Origin of the sequence: Nocardioides cynanchi, assembly GCF_008761635.1 — a bacterium.
In the GTDB taxonomy this organism is placed as follows: Bacteria; Actinomycetota; Actinomycetes; order Propionibacteriales; family Nocardioidaceae; genus Nocardioides; species Nocardioides cynanchi.
Genome location: NZ_CP044344.1, coordinates 120618 through 136908 on the forward strand (window position 1 = coordinate 120618; position 16291 = coordinate 136908).

18 protein-coding genes are annotated in these 16291 nt (G+C 71.0%); 6 read left to right on the forward strand and 12 right to left on the reverse strand.

Annotated elements, in window-relative coordinates:
- Positions 1 to 6: 6 nt before the first annotated feature.
- The 3 genes from E3N83_RS00725 to E3N83_RS00735 form a co-directional block, all read right to left on the reverse strand.
- Entirely contained in the window at positions 7 to 501 is a 495-nt protein-coding gene (locus tag E3N83_RS00725; RefSeq protein WP_151081521.1) for a MarR family winged helix-turn-helix transcriptional regulator, read from the reverse strand.
- Positions 502 to 565: 64 nt separating this feature from the next.
- Positions 566 to 1789 carry an acetyl-CoA C-acetyltransferase gene (locus E3N83_RS00730; protein WP_151081522.1) on the reverse strand — a complete coding sequence of 408 codons (1224 nt, stop codon included), beginning with the start codon at positions 1787 to 1789 and terminating at the stop codon, positions 566 to 568.
- 39 nt (positions 1790 to 1828) lie between these two features.
- Positions 1829 to 2407 carry a TetR/AcrR family transcriptional regulator gene (locus E3N83_RS00735; RefSeq protein ID WP_151081523.1) on the reverse strand — a complete coding sequence of 193 codons (579 nt, stop codon included), beginning with the start codon at positions 2405 to 2407 and terminating at the stop codon, positions 1829 to 1831.
- Between the two features lie 113 nt (positions 2408 to 2520).
- Here E3N83_RS00735 and E3N83_RS00740 point away from each other — a divergent pair, with 113 nt between their 5' ends.
- Both E3N83_RS00740 and E3N83_RS00745 read left to right on the forward strand, forming a co-directional pair.
- Positions 2521 to 2703: a hypothetical protein gene (locus tag E3N83_RS00740; RefSeq protein ID WP_151081524.1), complete on the forward strand. Its 183-nt coding sequence runs from the start codon at positions 2521 to 2523 to the stop codon at positions 2701 to 2703.
- Between the two features lie 36 nt (positions 2704 to 2739).
- A complete protein-coding gene (locus E3N83_RS00745; protein ID WP_151081525.1) occupies positions 2740 to 3615 on the forward strand; it encodes an acyl-CoA thioesterase in 876 nt (291 codons plus the stop codon).
- Here the strand turns inward: E3N83_RS00745 and E3N83_RS00750 are convergent.
- From E3N83_RS00750 to E3N83_RS00770, 5 genes are all read right to left on the reverse strand, one after another.
- Positions 3605 to 4168 (reverse strand): sigma-70 family RNA polymerase sigma factor, encoded by a 564-nt coding sequence (locus E3N83_RS00750; RefSeq protein ID WP_151081526.1) that lies wholly within the window; start codon positions 4166 to 4168, stop codon positions 3605 to 3607. The genes E3N83_RS00745 and E3N83_RS00750 overlap by 11 nt on opposite strands.
- Positions 4164 to 4859 carry a hypothetical protein gene (locus E3N83_RS00755; protein ID WP_151081527.1) on the reverse strand — a complete coding sequence of 232 codons (696 nt, stop codon included), beginning with the start codon at positions 4857 to 4859 and terminating at the stop codon, positions 4164 to 4166. The genes E3N83_RS00750 and E3N83_RS00755 overlap by 5 nt, the downstream gene beginning before the upstream one ends.
- 87 nt (positions 4860 to 4946) lie before the next feature.
- A complete protein-coding gene (locus tag E3N83_RS20140; protein WP_151081528.1) occupies positions 4947 to 5534 on the reverse strand; it encodes a PT domain-containing protein in 588 nt (195 codons plus the stop codon).
- A 69-nt stretch (positions 5535 to 5603) separates the two neighbouring features.
- Positions 5604 to 5978 (reverse strand): globin, encoded by a 375-nt coding sequence (locus tag E3N83_RS00765; RefSeq protein WP_151081529.1) that lies wholly within the window; start codon positions 5976 to 5978, stop codon positions 5604 to 5606.
- Between the two features lie 30 nt (positions 5979 to 6008).
- Positions 6009 to 7004, reverse strand: coding sequence for a mechanosensitive ion channel family protein (locus tag E3N83_RS00770; RefSeq protein WP_151081530.1), 996 nt, complete (start codon positions 7002 to 7004; stop codon positions 6009 to 6011).
- A gap of 21 nt (positions 7005 to 7025) precedes the next feature.
- Between E3N83_RS00770 and E3N83_RS00775 the strand changes: the two genes are divergently transcribed.
- Positions 7026 to 7394 carry a hypothetical protein gene (locus tag E3N83_RS00775; RefSeq protein WP_151081531.1) on the forward strand — a complete coding sequence of 123 codons (369 nt, stop codon included), beginning with the start codon at positions 7026 to 7028 and terminating at the stop codon, positions 7392 to 7394.
- A gap of 5 nt (positions 7395 to 7399) precedes the next feature.
- Complete coding sequence (locus E3N83_RS00780) at positions 7400 to 7777, forward strand: DUF5130 family protein (RefSeq protein WP_238343146.1); 378 nt, start codon at positions 7400 to 7402, stop codon at positions 7775 to 7777.
- A 262-nt stretch (positions 7778 to 8039) separates the two neighbouring features.
- Here the strand turns inward: E3N83_RS00780 and pepN are convergent, their stop codons facing one another.
- On the reverse strand, positions 8040 to 10589 hold the full coding sequence (gene pepN / locus E3N83_RS00785) for an aminopeptidase N (RefSeq protein ID WP_151081533.1): 2550 nt from the start codon (positions 10587 to 10589) through the stop codon (positions 8040 to 8042).
- A gap of 117 nt (positions 10590 to 10706) precedes the next feature.
- On the opposite strand from pepN, the gene E3N83_RS00790 reads away from it, so the two are divergent.
- Both E3N83_RS00790 and metG read left to right on the forward strand, forming a co-directional pair.
- Positions 10707 to 11309, forward strand: a complete 603-nt coding sequence (locus E3N83_RS00790) for a mycothiol-dependent nitroreductase Rv2466c family protein (RefSeq protein ID WP_151081534.1) — start codon at positions 10707 to 10709, stop codon at positions 11307 to 11309.
- 50 nt (positions 11310 to 11359) lie between these two features.
- Complete coding sequence (metG, locus tag E3N83_RS00795) at positions 11360 to 13183, forward strand: methionine--tRNA ligase (protein ID WP_151081535.1); 1824 nt, start codon at positions 11360 to 11362, stop codon at positions 13181 to 13183.
- A 17-nt stretch (positions 13184 to 13200) separates the two neighbouring features.
- Here the strand turns inward: metG and E3N83_RS00800 are convergent, their stop codons facing one another.
- The 3 genes from E3N83_RS00800 to E3N83_RS00810 all read right to left on the reverse strand — a co-directional run bounded on the left by E3N83_RS00800 (position 13201) and on the right by E3N83_RS00810 (position 16258).
- On the reverse strand, positions 13201 to 13548 hold the full coding sequence (locus E3N83_RS00800) for a YrdB family protein (protein ID WP_151081536.1): 348 nt from the start codon (positions 13546 to 13548) through the stop codon (positions 13201 to 13203).
- 21 nt (positions 13549 to 13569) lie between these two features.
- A complete protein-coding gene (locus tag E3N83_RS00805; protein ID WP_151081537.1) occupies positions 13570 to 14844 on the reverse strand; it encodes a GNAT family N-acetyltransferase in 1275 nt (424 codons plus the stop codon).
- Positions 14845 to 14911: 67 nt separating this feature from the next.
- Positions 14912 to 16258 (reverse strand): hypothetical protein, encoded by a 1347-nt coding sequence (locus tag E3N83_RS00810; protein WP_151081538.1) that lies wholly within the window; start codon positions 16256 to 16258, stop codon positions 14912 to 14914.
- Positions 16259 to 16291 lie beyond the last annotated feature (33 nt).

Here is a 16291-nt window from a genome sequence, read left to right on the forward strand (position 1 = left end):
CAGCGCTCAGCTGGGTCGGATGTCCATCTCCGGGTGGCAGGCGATGAGCCGGTCGGAGACGGCGTCCATCACCCGGCCGAGGGCCGCGAAGTCGGCCGGGTCGACCCGGTCGACGAGGTAGTCGCGCACCCCGGTCACGTGGACGTGCGCTGCGGCGACCAGCAGGTCGTACCCCTGGTCGGTCAGCCGACAGACGATGCCCCGACCGTCCTCGGGCGAGGTGGTGCGGTAGACCAGCCCGGCCTTCTCCATCCGGGTCACGGTGTGGGTGACCCGGCTGCGGCTGTGCGCGAGCGCGTCGGCCAGCTGGGCCATCCGGAGCTGCCGCTGCGGACGCTCGGAGAGACGGACCAGGATCTCGTACTCGGTCAGCGACAGGTCGAAGTCGTGCTGGAGGTCGGCATCGAGCCGGTCGAGCAGCAGGGTCACCCCGACCACGAACGAGCGCCATGACGACTGTTGCTCCACGTCGAGCCAGCGCGTCCCCCGTCCTTCGGACATGCCGGAATCGTAGCGAGCAGCCGACGGAATCCGTCGGACACCGCGCCCCGGCGGGTTCGGAGGGTCAGGCCAGCCGCTCCAGGATCAGGGCCATGCCCTGGCCGCCACCGACGCACATGGTGATCAGGCCGAGCGTCTTGTCGTGCCAGTCCAGTGAGTTGAGCATGGTGGTCTGGAGGCGTGCGCCGGTCATGCCGAAGGGGTGGCCGACCGCGATCGCGCCGCCGTTGACGTTGAGCCGGTCCAGGTCGATGCCGAGATCCTGGTACGACGGCACCACCTGGGCCGCGAACGCCTCGTTGATCTCGACCAGGTCGATGTCACCGATCGTCATCCCGGCGTTGGCCAGCGCCCGCCGGGTCGCCTCGACCGGGCCGAGTCCCATGATCTCGGGTGACAGAGCGCTGACCCCGGTGGAGACGATCCGCGCGAGTGGTGTCAGCCCGAGCTCCGCCGCCCGGGTGTCGGACATGATCACCACGGCCGCAGCGCCGTCGTTCAGGGCACAGCAGTTGCCGGCGGTGACGACGCCGTCGGGACGGAAGACCGGCTTGAGCCGCGAGACCGCCTCCAGCGTGACCCCTGCGCGCGGGCCGTCGTCGGCGCTGACCACGGTCCCGTCGGGCGTGGTCACCGGGGTGATCTCACGCTGCCAGAAGCCGTCGGCCAAGGCCTTCTCGGCGAGGTTCTGCGAGCGTACGCCGAACTCGTCGAGCTCGCGGCGGGACAGCCCGCGCAGGGTGGCGACGTTCTCAGCCGTCTGCCCCATGGCGATGTAGGCGTCCGGGACGTAGTCGTCGCTGCGCGGGTCGTGCCAGGCCTCGCCGGACCCGCTGCCGGCCCGGGTCGAGGTGCGGGCGACGGCGTCGTCGAACAGGGGGTTGCGGGTGTCGGGCCACGAGTCGGAGCTGCCCTTGCCGAAGCGGGACACCGTCTCCACCCCCGCCGAGATGAACACGTCACCCTCCCCGGCCTTGATCGCGTGGAAGGCCATCCGGGTGGTCTGGACCGAGGAGGCGCAGTAGCGGGTCACGGTGGTCCCGGGCACGTCGTCCATGCCGTTCATCACGTTGACGATGCGGGCCATGTTGAAGCCGCTCTCCCCGCCGGGCAGACCGCAGCCGAGGTGGAGGTCGTCGACGGTGTGCGGGTCCAGGGCCGGGATCTTGTCGAGCGCGACCCGGATGATCTGGGCGACCAGGTCGTCGGGCCTGACCTCGGTGAGTGAGCCTTTGCCGGCCCGGCCGATCGGCGAGCGGGCGGCGGAGACCAGGACTGCTTCGGGCACGAGGATCGCTCCGATCGGGACGGGGAGGTCGGACTCAGGTCACCCTAGTCCGCCGATCAGGACCTCGATCGACTGCCGGACGAAGGGCCGACGGTCCGGCTCCGGCAGGGGGAGGGCGCCCAGGAGGATGCCGTCGAAGGACGCGACCAGCGTGGCCGCGCGCTCGCCGCTGTGGTCCTTGTGCCGGGCGGTCAGGATCGACTGGACCAGCTCGGTCAGCTGCTGCTGGTTGCTGGCGAGCACGGAGGCGAGCTCGGGGTCGCGAGCCGCCGCCAGCGACAGCTCCATCCGCGCCAGCAGCCGCTCCCGCTCGTCGAGCCGCCTCATGAAGAACGAGGTGACCAGCTCGATCGCCTGACGGTTCTCCAGGTGGCAGGCGGCGAGGTCCCGGGCCAGCTGCTCGCAGTCCTCGGTGACCCCGGTGGCGACGTACGACGTCAGCGCGGTGACCAGGGCCCGGCGGGTGCGGAGGTACGCCGAGCAGCTGCCTTCGGGCAGTCCGGCCTCGCGGTCCACGGCGCGGTGGGTCAGGCCCCGCAGGCCGTGCTCGGCGACGACGTGCAGGGCGGCATCGAGGAGCAGCACCATCCGCGGGCTGCGCACGCGCTCCTGGGTCATCGATCCTCACTCCGGCCGGTGACGCGTGACACTACCCGCCGAGTTGACGTCGTGACGGGCACGGCGTACTTTCTACATACGTAGAGATTCTACAGAAGTAGAAAGGAACTGAGATGGCTGCCTTCGACTCCACACTGCTGGGCGACTACCTCCTCGGTGTCCTCGTCCTCGCCGCGATCGCCCTCGGCCTCGCCGTCGGGATGGGCGTGCAGGTCGTCACGAGCCACCGCCGGGTACGGCTCGCACGTCACCAGACGATGCGCACCTACTACGGCCGGGCCGCGCTGCACCACTGACCCGCGCAGTCGCCGGGTGCTGGCAGGATCGTGGCCGTGCGCCACGTCTACGAGTGCCCGATGCGACGCGCCGACCTGCACCCCGGCGGGACGGTGAACAACGTCGTCTTCGCCGACTACCTCCAGGAGGCGCGGCTCGACCTGCTGCGCCGCCACGACACCCAGGTCTCGCCCCAGCCGGGCGAGGGCCTGGTCGTGGTCCGCACGACGCTGGAGTACCTCGCCCCACTGCGGCTGTCGTTCGCCCCGCTGCGGATCGAGACGTGGGTGGTCGAGGTCCGGGCCGCGTCGTTCACCCTCGGCTACGAGCTGACCACGCACGCCGACGGCGAGGAGCCGCTCGTCCACGCCCGCGCCACGACCGTGCTGACGCCGTTCGTCTTCTCGGCCAACCGCCCGCGCCGGCTCACCGCCGAGGAGCGCTCGCGGCTGGCAGTGGGCTGTGAGCCCTCGACCGTCTCCGAGGTCGAGCGTCGTCGTCCGGCCCCGTGGGGGGGCGGCGCCTTCACCCGGCCGGTGCACGTGCGCTTCTCCGACATCGACCTGCTCGGCCACGTCAACAACGTGCGTTACCTCGACTACCTCCAGGACGCGCAGACCGATCTGGCCGTCGGCGTCTTCCAGGAGGCGCGCATCAACGGGACGGTGGACCTGGTGGTCGCCCGCACGGACATCGACTACCTCGGGCAGATGAACCTGCGTCCGGAGCCTTACCTTGTGTGGGGTCGGGTCGAGGAGGTCGGCTCGAGCTCGGTCACCTACGAGCTCGAGCTCCGTGACCACGACCGGGTGATGGCCAGGAGCCGGGTGGTCAGCGTGAACATCGGTGACGACGGCCGCGCGGTGCCGATGCACCCGCGCCACCACGAGCTGTTCGAGGAGCGACGAGAGGCCGCGCGCCTCACGCCGTGAGGACGACGCCCAGGCCACGGAGCCGGCGCAGGCCGCGGTGCCGGGCGACCCGCACGGCGGAGGCCGACATCCCCAGCGCGGCGCAGGTGGAGGGGACGTCCAGGCCCACTACGTCGAGGCAGGCCACGACCTGACGCTCGCGCTCGGGCAGGTGGCTCAGCAGCCAGGCGACCCACCCGTCGGAGTCGGGACCGGCGCTGGCGTCCGGGGCCGGCTCCCGGGCCGAGAGGTCCAGGATCTCCACCGAGGTGGGTGAGGTACGCCGCCGGCTCGTCCGGCGCTGGGCGTTGCGCAGGAGGAGCCGGGCGATCCCGAACAGCCAGCCCGCGAACTCGTCCGAGGTGCCGTCGAAGTCTGCGATCTTGCGGGCGGCGGTGAGCCAGGCGTCGGCGGCGACGTCCTCGGCGCTCACGCCGGCGTCGCGCGTGGGCTGGGTGTCGAGCCAGACGACGAGGCGCCCGGCGTTCGCCTGGTAGAGGGCGCGCCACGCCGCGTGATCTCCGTCCTTGGCCAGAGCGATCGTCTCGTCATCGGCCGTGACGACGGTGCTAATCGGCGACGCCCCTCAGGCCGCTGCCGTCGTGACCACTGATGTCCGAGCTGGTGCCGGGGCTGCTGTCGCCGCCGCCGTCGCTGCCGCCATCAGTGCTGGGGGTGCTGTCGCCGCCGCCGCCGTCGCCCCCGTCGCCGCCGCTGTCGGACGGCTCACCGGTGGGACTCTGGCTGGGATCGTTGCTGGAGCTCTCGGTGGGCTCGCTGCTGGGGTCCTCCGTGGGATCCTCGCTGGGGTCCCCGCCACCGTCCGTGCTGGGGTCGCCCGGGCCGGGGTTCGGGCCGGGCAGCGGACCGTCGGTGGTCCCCGACGTGACGGTGCCGACGGGAGTCGTGGCCTCGACGTTCCGGGTCGCGGCGTCCGACCGGTGGCGCCGGCCGGCGCCGACCGGGTCGCCACCGCCGTCGCTCGAGGCGGAGTCCGAGGCGGTGGGCGAGCTGGTCTCCTGGGTGCCGATCGGCGGACTCGGCAGCGGGTGGGAGTGGTTCATCTGCCCTGCGGCCACGGCGGTCCCGGCCGCGATCGCGGCCACCGCCGCTGCCGCTGCCAGTGAGCGTCCGGTCGCGCCCCCGAGGACGGCGACGCCCGATGGGGTCGGGCGAGAGGCGCGCGCGAGCTCGGAGAGCCGAGCGACGAAGGCGTCGTCGGGCTCGAGTGTCGGTGCGTCGCACCGCAGGGAGGTGATCGTCACCGTCGTACCTCTTTCTCAGGAGCCGCCGATCGGCGCCTCCCCGCGCCACGTGGGGGACATGGACGGGGAGACGCCGGCGTCAGACAGTCAGCGAAGGCCGTCGCCGCTGTCACCGCCACCGCCACCGCTGTCGCCGGAGCTGTCGCCGCCGCTGTCACCGGAGTTGTCACCCGAGCTGTCACCGGAATTGTCACCGGAGCTGTCGCCGGAGCTGTCCGTACCGTCGCTGGAGCCGTCGCCGGGGGTGTCGCCCGAGTCGTCGCCGTGGTCGTCACCGGGGTTGTCGTCACCGGGGTCCTCGCTCGGGTCCTCGGTGGGGTTGTCCGTCGGGTTGTCGGTCGGCCCGTCGGTCGGGTCCTCGGTGGGCTCCTCCGTCGGTTCTTCCGTCGGAACGTCGGTGGGGTCCTCGGTCGGGTTGTCCGTGGGGTCGTCCGAGGGGGTACCGGCGGTGGTGCCGCTGGTACCCAGTTGACGCCCATGGCTGTGGATACGAGCGCTGCCGTGGTGTCGGTTCAGACCGTCCTGACGAGCCTGGTCGCCGGTGCTGACGGACGGACGCACCTGAGCCGGGTGTCCGGACTGCGCGAACGCGCCGGCGGCATAGCTGCCACCGACGGCGATCACGGCCAGCGAGCCGCTGATCGCGACCATGCGGCGGAGCTGGGTGTTGTTCATGACTCTCCTCGGGGGGTGGGGAATCGACCCTGTGCCCACTACTTGTCGCGAAGAGCGCTGTGCGTTACATCACTCGAACGAGTTGACCATGAACTGGGCCGCGTGGGTGACGTAGTCCCAGAACTGCGCGTCCTGCTCGGGTGGCAGCGCCACCTCGTCGAGGGCCGCCCGGAAGTGCGTCAGCCAGTGCTCCTTGGCCACCGGCGTGACCGCGAACGGCGCGTGGCGCATCCGCAGGCGCGGGTGTCCGCGCCGGTCGGAGTATGTCGTGGGCCCGCCCCAGTACTGCATGAGGAAGGTCCGGAAGCGCTCCTCGGCCGGGCCGAGGTCCTCCTCGGGGTACAGCGGTCGCAGCACCTCGTCGCCGGCGACGCCGCGGTAGAACGCGGCGACGATGGCCGTGATCGTCGGCTCGCCGCCGATCTCGTCGTAGAAGGTGGTCACACGGTCATTGTCGCGGGTGTCCGCCCGCCGTCACGCATCGGCCGAGTCGGCGCCGACCGGCGCCGGCTCCGGGTCGGCGTTGCTGCGGTTCATCACCACCGAGGTCGGGTACGGCGCCGCGATGTCCTCGTGGTCGAACCGGGCCTTGATCCGCTCCCGCATCTCGCGGGCGACCCGCCACTGCTCCATCGGCGCGGTCTTGAGGGTGACCCGCAGGGTGATCGCATCGGGCGTCATCGCCTCGATCCCCCAGATCTCCGGCTGCTCGATGATCACGCCGTCGAACTCGTCGTCCTTCCACAGGTCGTCGCTCACCTCGGCGAGCACCCGTCGTACCTTGGCGAGGTCCTCGCGGGCGCTGACCTGGATGTCGAGGACCGTGCGCGCCCAGTTCTGGCTCATGTTCCCGACCCGTAGCAGCTCGCCGTTGCGGACGTACCAGACGGTCCCGTTGGTGTCCCGCAGCCTGGTCACCCGGAGGCTGACCGCCTCCACGGTGCCGGAGAGGCTGTCGCCGAGGTCGATCACGTCGCCGACGCCGTACTGGTCCTCGAAGATCAGGAAGATGCCGGCCAGGAAGTCCTTCACCAGGGTCTGGGAGCCGAAGCCGAGCGCCACGCCGATGATGCCGGCGCTGGCCACGATCGGACCGATGTTCAGGCCCAGGGCGCTGAGCATCATGGTCGCGATCACGGCGACGACCACCCCCGAGCTGATGCTCTTCAGGAGGCTGCCCATCGTCCGCGCCCGCTGCATGCGCCGGGTGGAGCCGGCGACGGGGGGAGCAGAGCTGCGGCCGAGCGTCGCCTGGGTGATCCGGTCGGGCAGCGCGCCTTGCTCGGCGCTGCGGACCAGCCGGTCGATCAGCCGGTGGAGCACGAACTGGATGATCAGCCCCACGACCACCAAGGTGATCAGGGTCGCCGACTTCTTGGCCGCCAGCGAGCCGAGGCTCGACCACTTCTCGTGGCTGGGTCCGAGCTGCGACCAGGTGATCTGGGGGAGCAGGGAGAGTGGGTCGGGCATGGCTACCAGTATCCTCGTCGCGTGACCTCGACGTCCTCCACCCTGCGCCGCCTCGCTGTCGTTGTGGGCTCGGCCACCCTGCTCCTGATGACCTACGCCGGGCCCGCGTCAGCGGACATCCCGGTGGGCTGGAGCGACCCCAAGCCGGTGCCCGTGCTCCACCAGCTGCTGTTCCTCCTGGGCGTCCCGGTGCTGATCACTTTGGTGATCCTGGCGGCGATCTACCTGCCCGGCATCGTGCGCGGGGAGTCGGTGGCGCCGGCCGGCGTCCGGACCGACGACCAGTGGTTCGGCGGCCGCCGCGACACCGCAGAGCTCCAGGCGGCCGGCGCGGACCGCGAGGCGTCTGGTGGTGACCGCGAGACCGGCGGCGCCAGCGGCTCCTGGTGACGACGATGGCCCGCGAGTTCAACGCCTCCCAGCGCGTGGCGATCGACCAGACGATCCGCGCTGCCGAGCAGGTCTCCAGGTTCGAGTTCTCCGTCTTCGTCGGCAATGCCGAGGGCGAGCCTCGACAGTTCGCCGAGCGCCTCCACGCCGCGCTCTCCACGCCCGACCGCAGCATCCTGATCATGGTCGACCCGGGGGCGCGTCACCTCGAGGTGGTCACCGGGCCCGAGGTACGCCGCCTGCTCTCCGACCACGAGGTGGCCCTGGCCGTGCTGGAGATGCGCACCGAGTTCGCCGCCGGCGACGTGGTCCGTGGCCTCCGCCGCGGCATCAGCATGCTGGCGATGCAGGCCCGCGCCCCCCGCACCCTCCACGCCCAGTAACGCCGAGTCGGCGCAAACAGGCACGGTGAACACGCCGAGTCGGCGCGAACAGGCACGCTCCAGGCAATGACTCGGCCCGAAAGGGCACCCGGGCAGCCCCGGCCTAGGCCATGCAGACGCTTCTTTGCGCCGAGTCAGCGTCGTACCGGCGCCTATTTGTGCCGACTCGGCCTGGTTCGGGTGCCTCTTTGCGCCGAGTCGGCGTTGTTCGACTGCCTTTCTGTGCCGACTCGGCGGGGTGTGAGTGCCTGTTTGTGCCGAGTCAGCGGGTGGGGGCGTCCTTGGCCTGGGCGGCGAGGGCACGGAGCACGTCGGCCCGGCCCTCCTGCACGAAGCGCTTGGCCGCGGGGTTGGCGGGTGACTCGTCGAGCCAGCGGTCGATCCGCGAGACCAGGTCGGGGCTGCCCAGGGGGAGCGGGAAGGCGCCCTCCAGCGCCTCGGACGCCATGTGGGTGCCGAGCCGGTCCCAGACGGTGTCCGCGGCCTCGAGGTACTTCTCGACGTACGGCGCGAGGACGTCCTCCTGGCCGTGCCGCATGAAGGCACCCGCGATCGAGCTGTGGGTGCCGTTGGGGATGTCGGAGCTCTCCATCAGGTCGGTCCACGCAGCGGCCTTGGCCTCGGCCGTCGGCATCGAGGCACGGGCGGCCGCGGCGTACTCCTTGCCGGAGATCGTGGGGTCCCGCTGGAGCTCCTCGTCGATCCGGCCCTCGTCAGCGGCGCCGGCCTTGGCCAGCCCGATCAGGAGCATCCAGCGCAGGTCGGTGTCGATCTCGAGCCCCTCGATGGTCACCGACCCGTCGAGAAGACCCGCGATCTCGGCCTTGCCCTCGTCGGAGACGAGCGCGGCGCCGTAGAAGCGGGCGAACGTGAGCTGGCGGTCGCTGCCCGGCTCTGCGGCGTGGAGCAGGTCGCGCAGCCCGGCCTCCCACGAGGTCCGGAGCCCGGCCCGGTTGTCCGGAGCGGAGTAGAGGTTGACGGCCGCGTTCGCGTACCCCGGGATGGCGCGGACACCGAACGAGTCGGTCTCGGTGCCGATGTTGGCCAGCACCAGGGTCACGAAGTCGCTGGCACTCATCTCGGCGTCACGGGTCATGTCCCACGCCGCACCCCAGCACAGGGCCCGCGCCAGCGAGTCGTCGAGGAGCCGCAGGCCCTTGACGACCGTCTCGAGCGAGCGCTCGTCGAGGCGGATCTTGGCGTAGCTCAGGTCGCCGTCGTTGAGCAGCAGGAGGTCGGGCTGCCGTTCGCCCACCAGGTCGGCGACGGTCGTGAGGTCGCCCTCCACGTCGGTCTCGATGCTGCGACGGCGGACGAGCCGGCCGTCGACCTCGTCGTAGAGGCCGATGCCGATCCGGTGGCGGCGCAGGGTGGCGTCGTCACCGGCGCCGGTCTGCCGCACCCCGAACGACGCGTAGCTGCCGTCGTCGGCCAGCTCGAACTCGGGGACCAGGGTGTTCACGCCGCTGGTCTGCAGCCACTCCTTCGCCCAGGCGTCGAGCTCGCGGCCCGATGCCTTCTCCAGCGCGGTCAGCAGGTCCACGAACTCGGAGTTCCCGAACGCGTGGTCCTTGAAGTACTGCCGCAGGCCGACCATGAACGGCTCGAGCCCCACCCAGGCCACCAGCTGCTTGAGCACCGAGGCGCCCTTGGCGTAGGTGATGCCGTCGAAGTTCACCTCGACGGCGTGCAGGTCGTAGTTGTCGGCCGCGATCGGGTGGGTCGAGGGGAGCTGGTCCTGGCGCAGCGCCCAGTTCTTGCGGGCGTTGGTGAAGCCGGTCCAGGCCTCGGTGAACTCGGTGTTCTCGACCGCTGCGTGGTAGCACGCCCACTCGGCGAACGACTCGTTGAGCCAGAGGTCGTCCCACCACTTCATGGTGACGAGATCGCCGAACCACATGTGGGCCATCTCGTGCAGGATGCACGAGCACCGGAACTCGTAGAAGGCGGCGTCCTGGCGGCTGCGGGGGAGGTACTCGTCGCGGATCGTGACCGCCCCGGCGTTCTCCATCGCGCCGGCGTTGTACTCCGGGACGTAGAGCTGGTCGTACTTCCCGAACGGGTAGGGGAAGTCGAAGGCCTCCTCGAAGAACTCGAAGCCCTGCTTGGTCATCCGGAGCAGGTTGTCGATGTCGAGGTGCTCCACCAGGGCCTGCCGGCAGTAATGGCCGAGCGGGATCTGGCCGTAGGGACCGTCGTACACGTCGAGGTGCTCGTGGTACTCCCCGGCGATCAGGGCGGTGATGTAGGTCGACATCCGCTTGGACTCGGGGAAGCTCCAGCGTGCCTTGCCGCCGTCGAGCTCCTCGGGCTCCGGGGTCGCCGCGTTGGACACGACCTTCCACCCGGACGGCGCGGTGACGGTCCAGGTGAAGACCGACTTGAGATCGGGCTGCTCGAACGTGGTGAACACGCGGCGGGCGTCGGGCACCTCGAACTGCGTGTAGAGGTAGATCCGGCCGTCGACCGGGTCGACGAACCGGTGCAGACCCTCGCCGGAGTGGGAGTAGGCGCAGTCGGCGCGGACCACCAGCTCGTTCTCGGCCTGGAGGTCGGTCAGCCGGATCCGGCTGTCCTGGTACGACGACGCCTCGTCGACGCGCTCGCCGTTCAGGGTGATCTCGTGGATGATCGCGCCGACCAGGTCGGCGAACGTCTCCGCGCCGGGCTCGCGGCAGGTGAACCGGAGCGTGGTGGTGGACTCGAAGGTCTTGTCGCCGGTCGTGAGGTCCAGGTCGATGGAGTACGACGTGACGTCGAGGAGGGCGGCACGGGTGGCGGCCTCTTCCCGGGTGAGGTTGGTTCCAGGCATGGAGGGCATCCTGCCATCCGGTGTGACGAGGGCGACAACTCCGGCCCGGTCACGACTCGGCAACGGATTCTGCGGCGATCGGGGAATCACCGGAGATCTGCATCGGTTGAAACTTGTATGACTGACTCGGCTGACTTCTGGTTCGACCCCCTCTGCCCCTTCGCCTGGATCACCTCCCGCTGGATGCTCGAGGTCGAGCAGGTGCGCGACGTGAGCGTCAGGTGGCGGGTGATGAGCCTGTACTTCCTGAACAAGGACCGCGACCTCTCCGAGGACTACCAGGCGCGGATCGCCCGCGGCCTCCCGATCGGCCGGGTGCTGATCGCGACCGAGCAGACGGTCGGCCCCGACGCGCTGGGCCCGCTCTACACGGCGTTCGGCGCGCGCATCCACCACGAGAAGCAGGAGCTCGGCCGCGAGCTCGTCGAGGCGGCCCTCGCCGACGCCGGGCTGCCGGCCACCCTCGTGGAGGCGATGGACGACCCGTCGTACGACGACGCTCTGCGTGCGTCGCACCAAGAGGCCATGGACCGCGTCGGCGACGACGTCGGCACGCCGACCATCGCCTTCAACGACTCGTCGTTCTTCGGCCCCGTGCTGTCGAAGATCCCGCGCGGCGAGGACGCCGGGCGGATCTGGGACGGCACGATCGCGCTGGCCGCCTTCCCGTACTTCTTCGAGATCAAGCGCACCCGCGTCGGCGAGCTCGACTTCAGCTGACCGGGCGACCGCCGGGAAACCGGTGGCGCGGTCTCACTAGGGTTGTTGCCATGACCCACGTCCTGTCCGCCGTCGCCTGGCCGTACGCCAACGGCCCGCGCCACATCGGCCACGTGGCCGGTTTCGGCGTGCCGTCCGACGTCTTCAGCCGCTACATGCGGATGGCCGGTCACGACGTGCTGATGGTGTCCGGCACCGACGAGCACGGCACCCCGATCCTGGTCGCGGCGGACGCTGCCGGCGTGTCCGCCAAGCAGCTCGCCGACAAGAACAACGCGGTGATCGTGCAGGACCTCCTGGACCTCGGCCTGTCCTACGACCTGTTCACCCGGACCACGACCGGCAACCACTACCGCGTGGTGCAGGAGCTCTTCACCACCGTGCACCGCAACGGCTACATGGTGGAGAAGACCACCAAGGGCGCGGTCAGCCCGTCGACCGGCCGCACGCTCCCGGACCGCTACATCGAGGGCACCTGCCCGATCTGCGGGTACGGCGAGGCGCGGGGCGACCAGTGCGACAACTGCGGCAACCAGCTCGACCCGACCGACCTGATCGACCCGCGCAGCAAGATCAACGGCGAGACACCGACGTTCGTGGAGACCCAGCACTTCTTCCTCGACCTGCCGGCGCTCGCCGACGCGCTCTCGTCGTACGTCCGCGGGCGCGAGGAGGGCGGCACCTGGCGCCCCAACGTCATCAAGTTCTCCCTGAACCTGATCGAGGACCTCCGGCCGCGAGCGATGACCCGCGACATCGACTGGGGCATCCCGGTCCCGGTCGACGGGTGGCGGGACAACCCGACCAAGCGGCTCTACGTGTGGTTCGACGCGGTGATCGGCTACCTGTCCGCCTCCATCGAGTGGGCGCGACGGCTGGCCGAGCAGGACGGCGGCGACCCCGAGCGCTGGCGAGAGTGGTGGAACGACCCGGAGGCCCTGTCCTACTACTTCATGGGCAAGGACAACATCGTCTTCCACTCGGTGATCTGGCCCGCCGAGCTCCTGGCGTACGACGGGAAGGGTGCGCTGGGTGGCGAGCCCGGGCCGTTCGGCGACCTCCAGCTGCCCACCGAGATCGTCTCCAGCGAGTTCATGACCATGGAGAGCAAGCAGTTCTCCACCAGCCGCGGTCACGTGATCCTGGTCGGCGACATGCTGGCCCGCTACCAGCCCGACGCGCTGCGCTACTTCATCTGCGCCGCCGGGCCGGAGACCTCCGACGCCGACTTCACCTGGGCGGACTTCGTCCAGCGCACCAACTCCGAGCTGGTGGCGGGCTGGGGCAACCTGGTCAACCGCACGGCCACGATGATCGCGAAGAGCTTCGGCGAGATCCCGGCCGCGGGTCCGCTCGAGCCGGTCGACGAGGCCGTGCTGTCGGCGGTCCGCTCGGCCTTCGGCACCGTCGGAGACCTGGTCGGGCGGCAGCGCCTGCGCGCCGGCATCGCGGAGGCGATGCGCGTGGTCGGCGAGGTGAACCGGTACCTCACCGCCACCGAGCCCTACAAGATGAAGGACGACGCGCAGCGGGAGCGGCTCGGTACCGTGCTCCACGTGGCGGCCCAGTGCGTGCTCGACTGCAACACCCTGCTCGCGCCGTTCCTGCCGTTCTCCGCCAACGCCGTGTGGACGACGTACGGCGGCGAGGGCGTGTTCATGCCGATGCCCGTGGTCGAGCACGTCGAGGACCTCGACCCCGAGGAGGGGGCCGGCCTCCACGTCTACCCGATCATCACCGGCGACTACACCGGCACGCCGCCCTGGGCGAGCCGGCCGGTCACGGTCGGGGCGAAGGTCGAGAAGCCCACCCCGATCTTCACCAAGCTGGACCCCGGCGTGGTCGCCGAGGAGCTGGCCCGGCTCGCGGACTGACCCGGCAGGCGGGCCGGTCAGGTCTGCGCAGCGACCTCGCTGATCCGCGGATGGAGCGCGACGGCGTTGACCACGACGGAGAACACCAGCAGGGCCAGCGCCCAGCCGTGGTGCCCGGCGTCCCACAGGGCCAGCGAGGCCAGGCCGAAGACCAGCACCTTGACCACCTCGCGGCGTCCGCGCTCGCCGTACCTCGCCTTGGGTGAGGCGAAGAGCCACCAGGCCGTCATCGCCGCCAGCGGGAGGACCACGACCCAGAGCAACCGGGGGTCGGCCACCTGCCAGCCCCAGACGCCGTACGCCGCCATCGCTGCCAGCTCGTCGAGGAAGACGAGGCCCAGCACCACCCAGGCGAACCCGGTCACGCGCGTCACGCTGGCGGCGGGTCAGAAGCCGCGCGAGGCGTACGGCGGGACGTCGGTACGGAAGGCGCGCCACAGGTCGCTGACGGCGCCGGGGCGGTGCTCGGCGACCAGCCCGGCCCGTCGCATCGCGGCCAGGTTGCCGCCACCGAGGTACGCCGCGCCGAGGGCGGCGATCGACAGCGACACCTCCGCGTCGTCCTCGGTCCGGGTCGCCTCGGCGGCACCCTGCTCGACCCTGATCCGCCAGCGGCCTGCGTTCCACGGCGCCGACTCGTCGGCCACCTCGACCACGACGTCGCAGTCGGCCTCGTAGCCGCGGGCGGCCAGGGCCTCCGGGAGGTCGACCAGCCGCACCCACAGGCTGTCGTAGGTGTTGAGGTTCCCGGTGGCCCGTGGACCGGCGATCCACGAGAGCATCGGGTCGTCCTGGGCGACGCCGGTCACCTTGATCGTGCCGGCGAGGTCGAGGTCCACCAACCGTCGCATCAGGGCGAGGTGTGCCGCCGGAGTCGCGTGGTGGGCGTGCACGTCCACCACGGCGCCCGGACGGGCGTTGTCCCACTTGTGGGTGCGCCGGAACAACGCGTAGCCGACGTCCCGACCGTCCTGCATCGCGAAGAGGAGGCGCGGCACCTCCTTGTCACGCACGTCCTCGGGTACGACGTGGGTGAGGTCGGCGAAGAACCCCGGCTCGCCGACGATGGCCCCGACGCACGACGGGGCGACCGCCAGCTCGCAGGCCCGTCGGCGCTCCGCCATCCCCTCGTCGCTCATGCTCGTCATCCGGGTGACCAGGGCGGCGGCCTCGTCCTCCAGGTGCGGTGCGACGAACGTCGTACCGCGGCCGAGGTCGACGGAGAGCTCGAGGGACGCCAGGCCGTAGCCGTGCCGGCCGTAGATGCCCGGCTCGCTCGCATGCAGGACCGAGACGTGGACGCCCTCGCTCCGGGTCTGCTCGACGTGGTGGCGCATCATCGCGGTCAGCAGCCCGCGACGCCGGTGGTCCGGATGGACACCCACCCAGGTGAGGCCCGCCACCGGCAGGAGACGTCCGGCGCCGGTGCCGTCGGGTACGGAGAGCTGCATGGGGCGGACCCCGTAGACGCCGGGGTGGAACCGTGGGTCGACATCCGCGTCGGGGAGCTCGACGACGAACCGCTGGTGCTCCGGGACCCCGAGCAGCAGCGCTTCGGCCGTCTCGTCGCTGACCGGCTCGGAGAACCAGATCAGCAGGTCGGAGGCCAGGTAGCGGTCGGGGTCGGTCGCGCGCACGACGCGGATCTCGAGGTCGGCCATGCCCTCAAGGAAACCGGGCGGTGGCGCGGGTGTCCAACCGATTGCGTCCGGCCGGTCCGGCCTGCACTCAGTGCTGGAAGGTCGCCAGCAGCCCGAACGCGCCGGCCACGACCTGCTGCTGCGTGACGCCGTACACCTGGCGGAGCAGGCGTGGCGTGAGCGCGTCCACGTCGGCACCGGCGTAGTCGGTGCGGTAGGCCCGCATCAGCTCCAGCAGCTTCGCGATGCCGAAGTGCGAGACGAGCCAGGTGACGGCGGCCTGCGAGATCGGGTAGTTCACCGAGGGGTCCTCGTTGAAGAGCCCGATGATCGGCAGGGTGCGGTCGGCGTGCATCAGCCGGTCGTAGAGGTCGGCGGGCACGGTGTACGCCGAGAAGTCGTCGGGGTAGTACTGCACCCAGGTCGCCACCCCCTCGACCAGCCACTTCGGGGACGAACCGCTGGAGGCGCGCAGGAGGTAGTGGGTGAGCTCGTGCCGCAGGATGCCGGCGTCGTTGACCACCTGGCCCACCAGCTTCGGGTTGACCTTGACCGCGGTGCCGGCCAACCCCGTGACCTGCTGGCCGAGCGGGTCCGTGGCGGTGACGCCGAACGTCACGGCCGCAGCCTCCTCGGTGCTCAACGAGCTGAAGTCGTAGCTGAGGCCGTTGGTGGTCGCGTCGACGAGCAGGCGGTACGACGGGGCGACGCCCAGCAGGTGCGCGTCGTAGGCGATGTCGTCGCGGATGGCGGTGCTGAGGGTGGCGAGCGAGCCCGACTGGGAGCGGTCGACCAGCACCGTCAGCGGACCGACGTGGCGGGCGACGATCGGCACCCCGAACCACGGTCGCTCCTGGGCCGCGTCGAAGGCGTTGCGGTCGGTGGCCTGGCTCTCGGCCCCGAGCAGCCAGTGCCCGTCGCGGCGCACGAACGTCTGGTCGACGGAGTTGGAGATCGGGCGGACGAAGGTGCCGGCGAGCTGGAGGTGCTCGACCACGGCCGGATGCAGCACCGGGTCGTGGCCGGGGATCCCGGCCGGGACCAGTGCGGCGCTGGTGTCGATGCCGTAGCGGAGGTGCGAGACCGGCAGCTGGGCGACGTTGTCGTAGAAGGTCGACTGCTGCTCGACCAGTGCGGGCTGGGTGGGGTCGACCGTGGCGAGGTAGGCGCTCCGGTCGTGGTCGAGGAGGGCGGAGGCACGGCGCGCGAGCAGGCTCCGGATCGCCCGGAAGTCGGCCGGGCCGGGCTGGAACGACGCCTTCGTCGAGGCCGCTGTGGAGGCGGTGGGCCCGGTGGGCCCGGTGGGGGAGGCGGGTGACGGCGGAGCCGTCGAGGCGCCGGTGCCGCTGCCACCGCAGCCGGCGACGAGCAGGGCCAGCCCGGTGGTGGCCACGACCAGGCCGCGGCCGAGCGTCGTCCCCGCGCGCCCGGCCATGCACGGATCCTAGACGGGCGGTGCGCGCTGTCG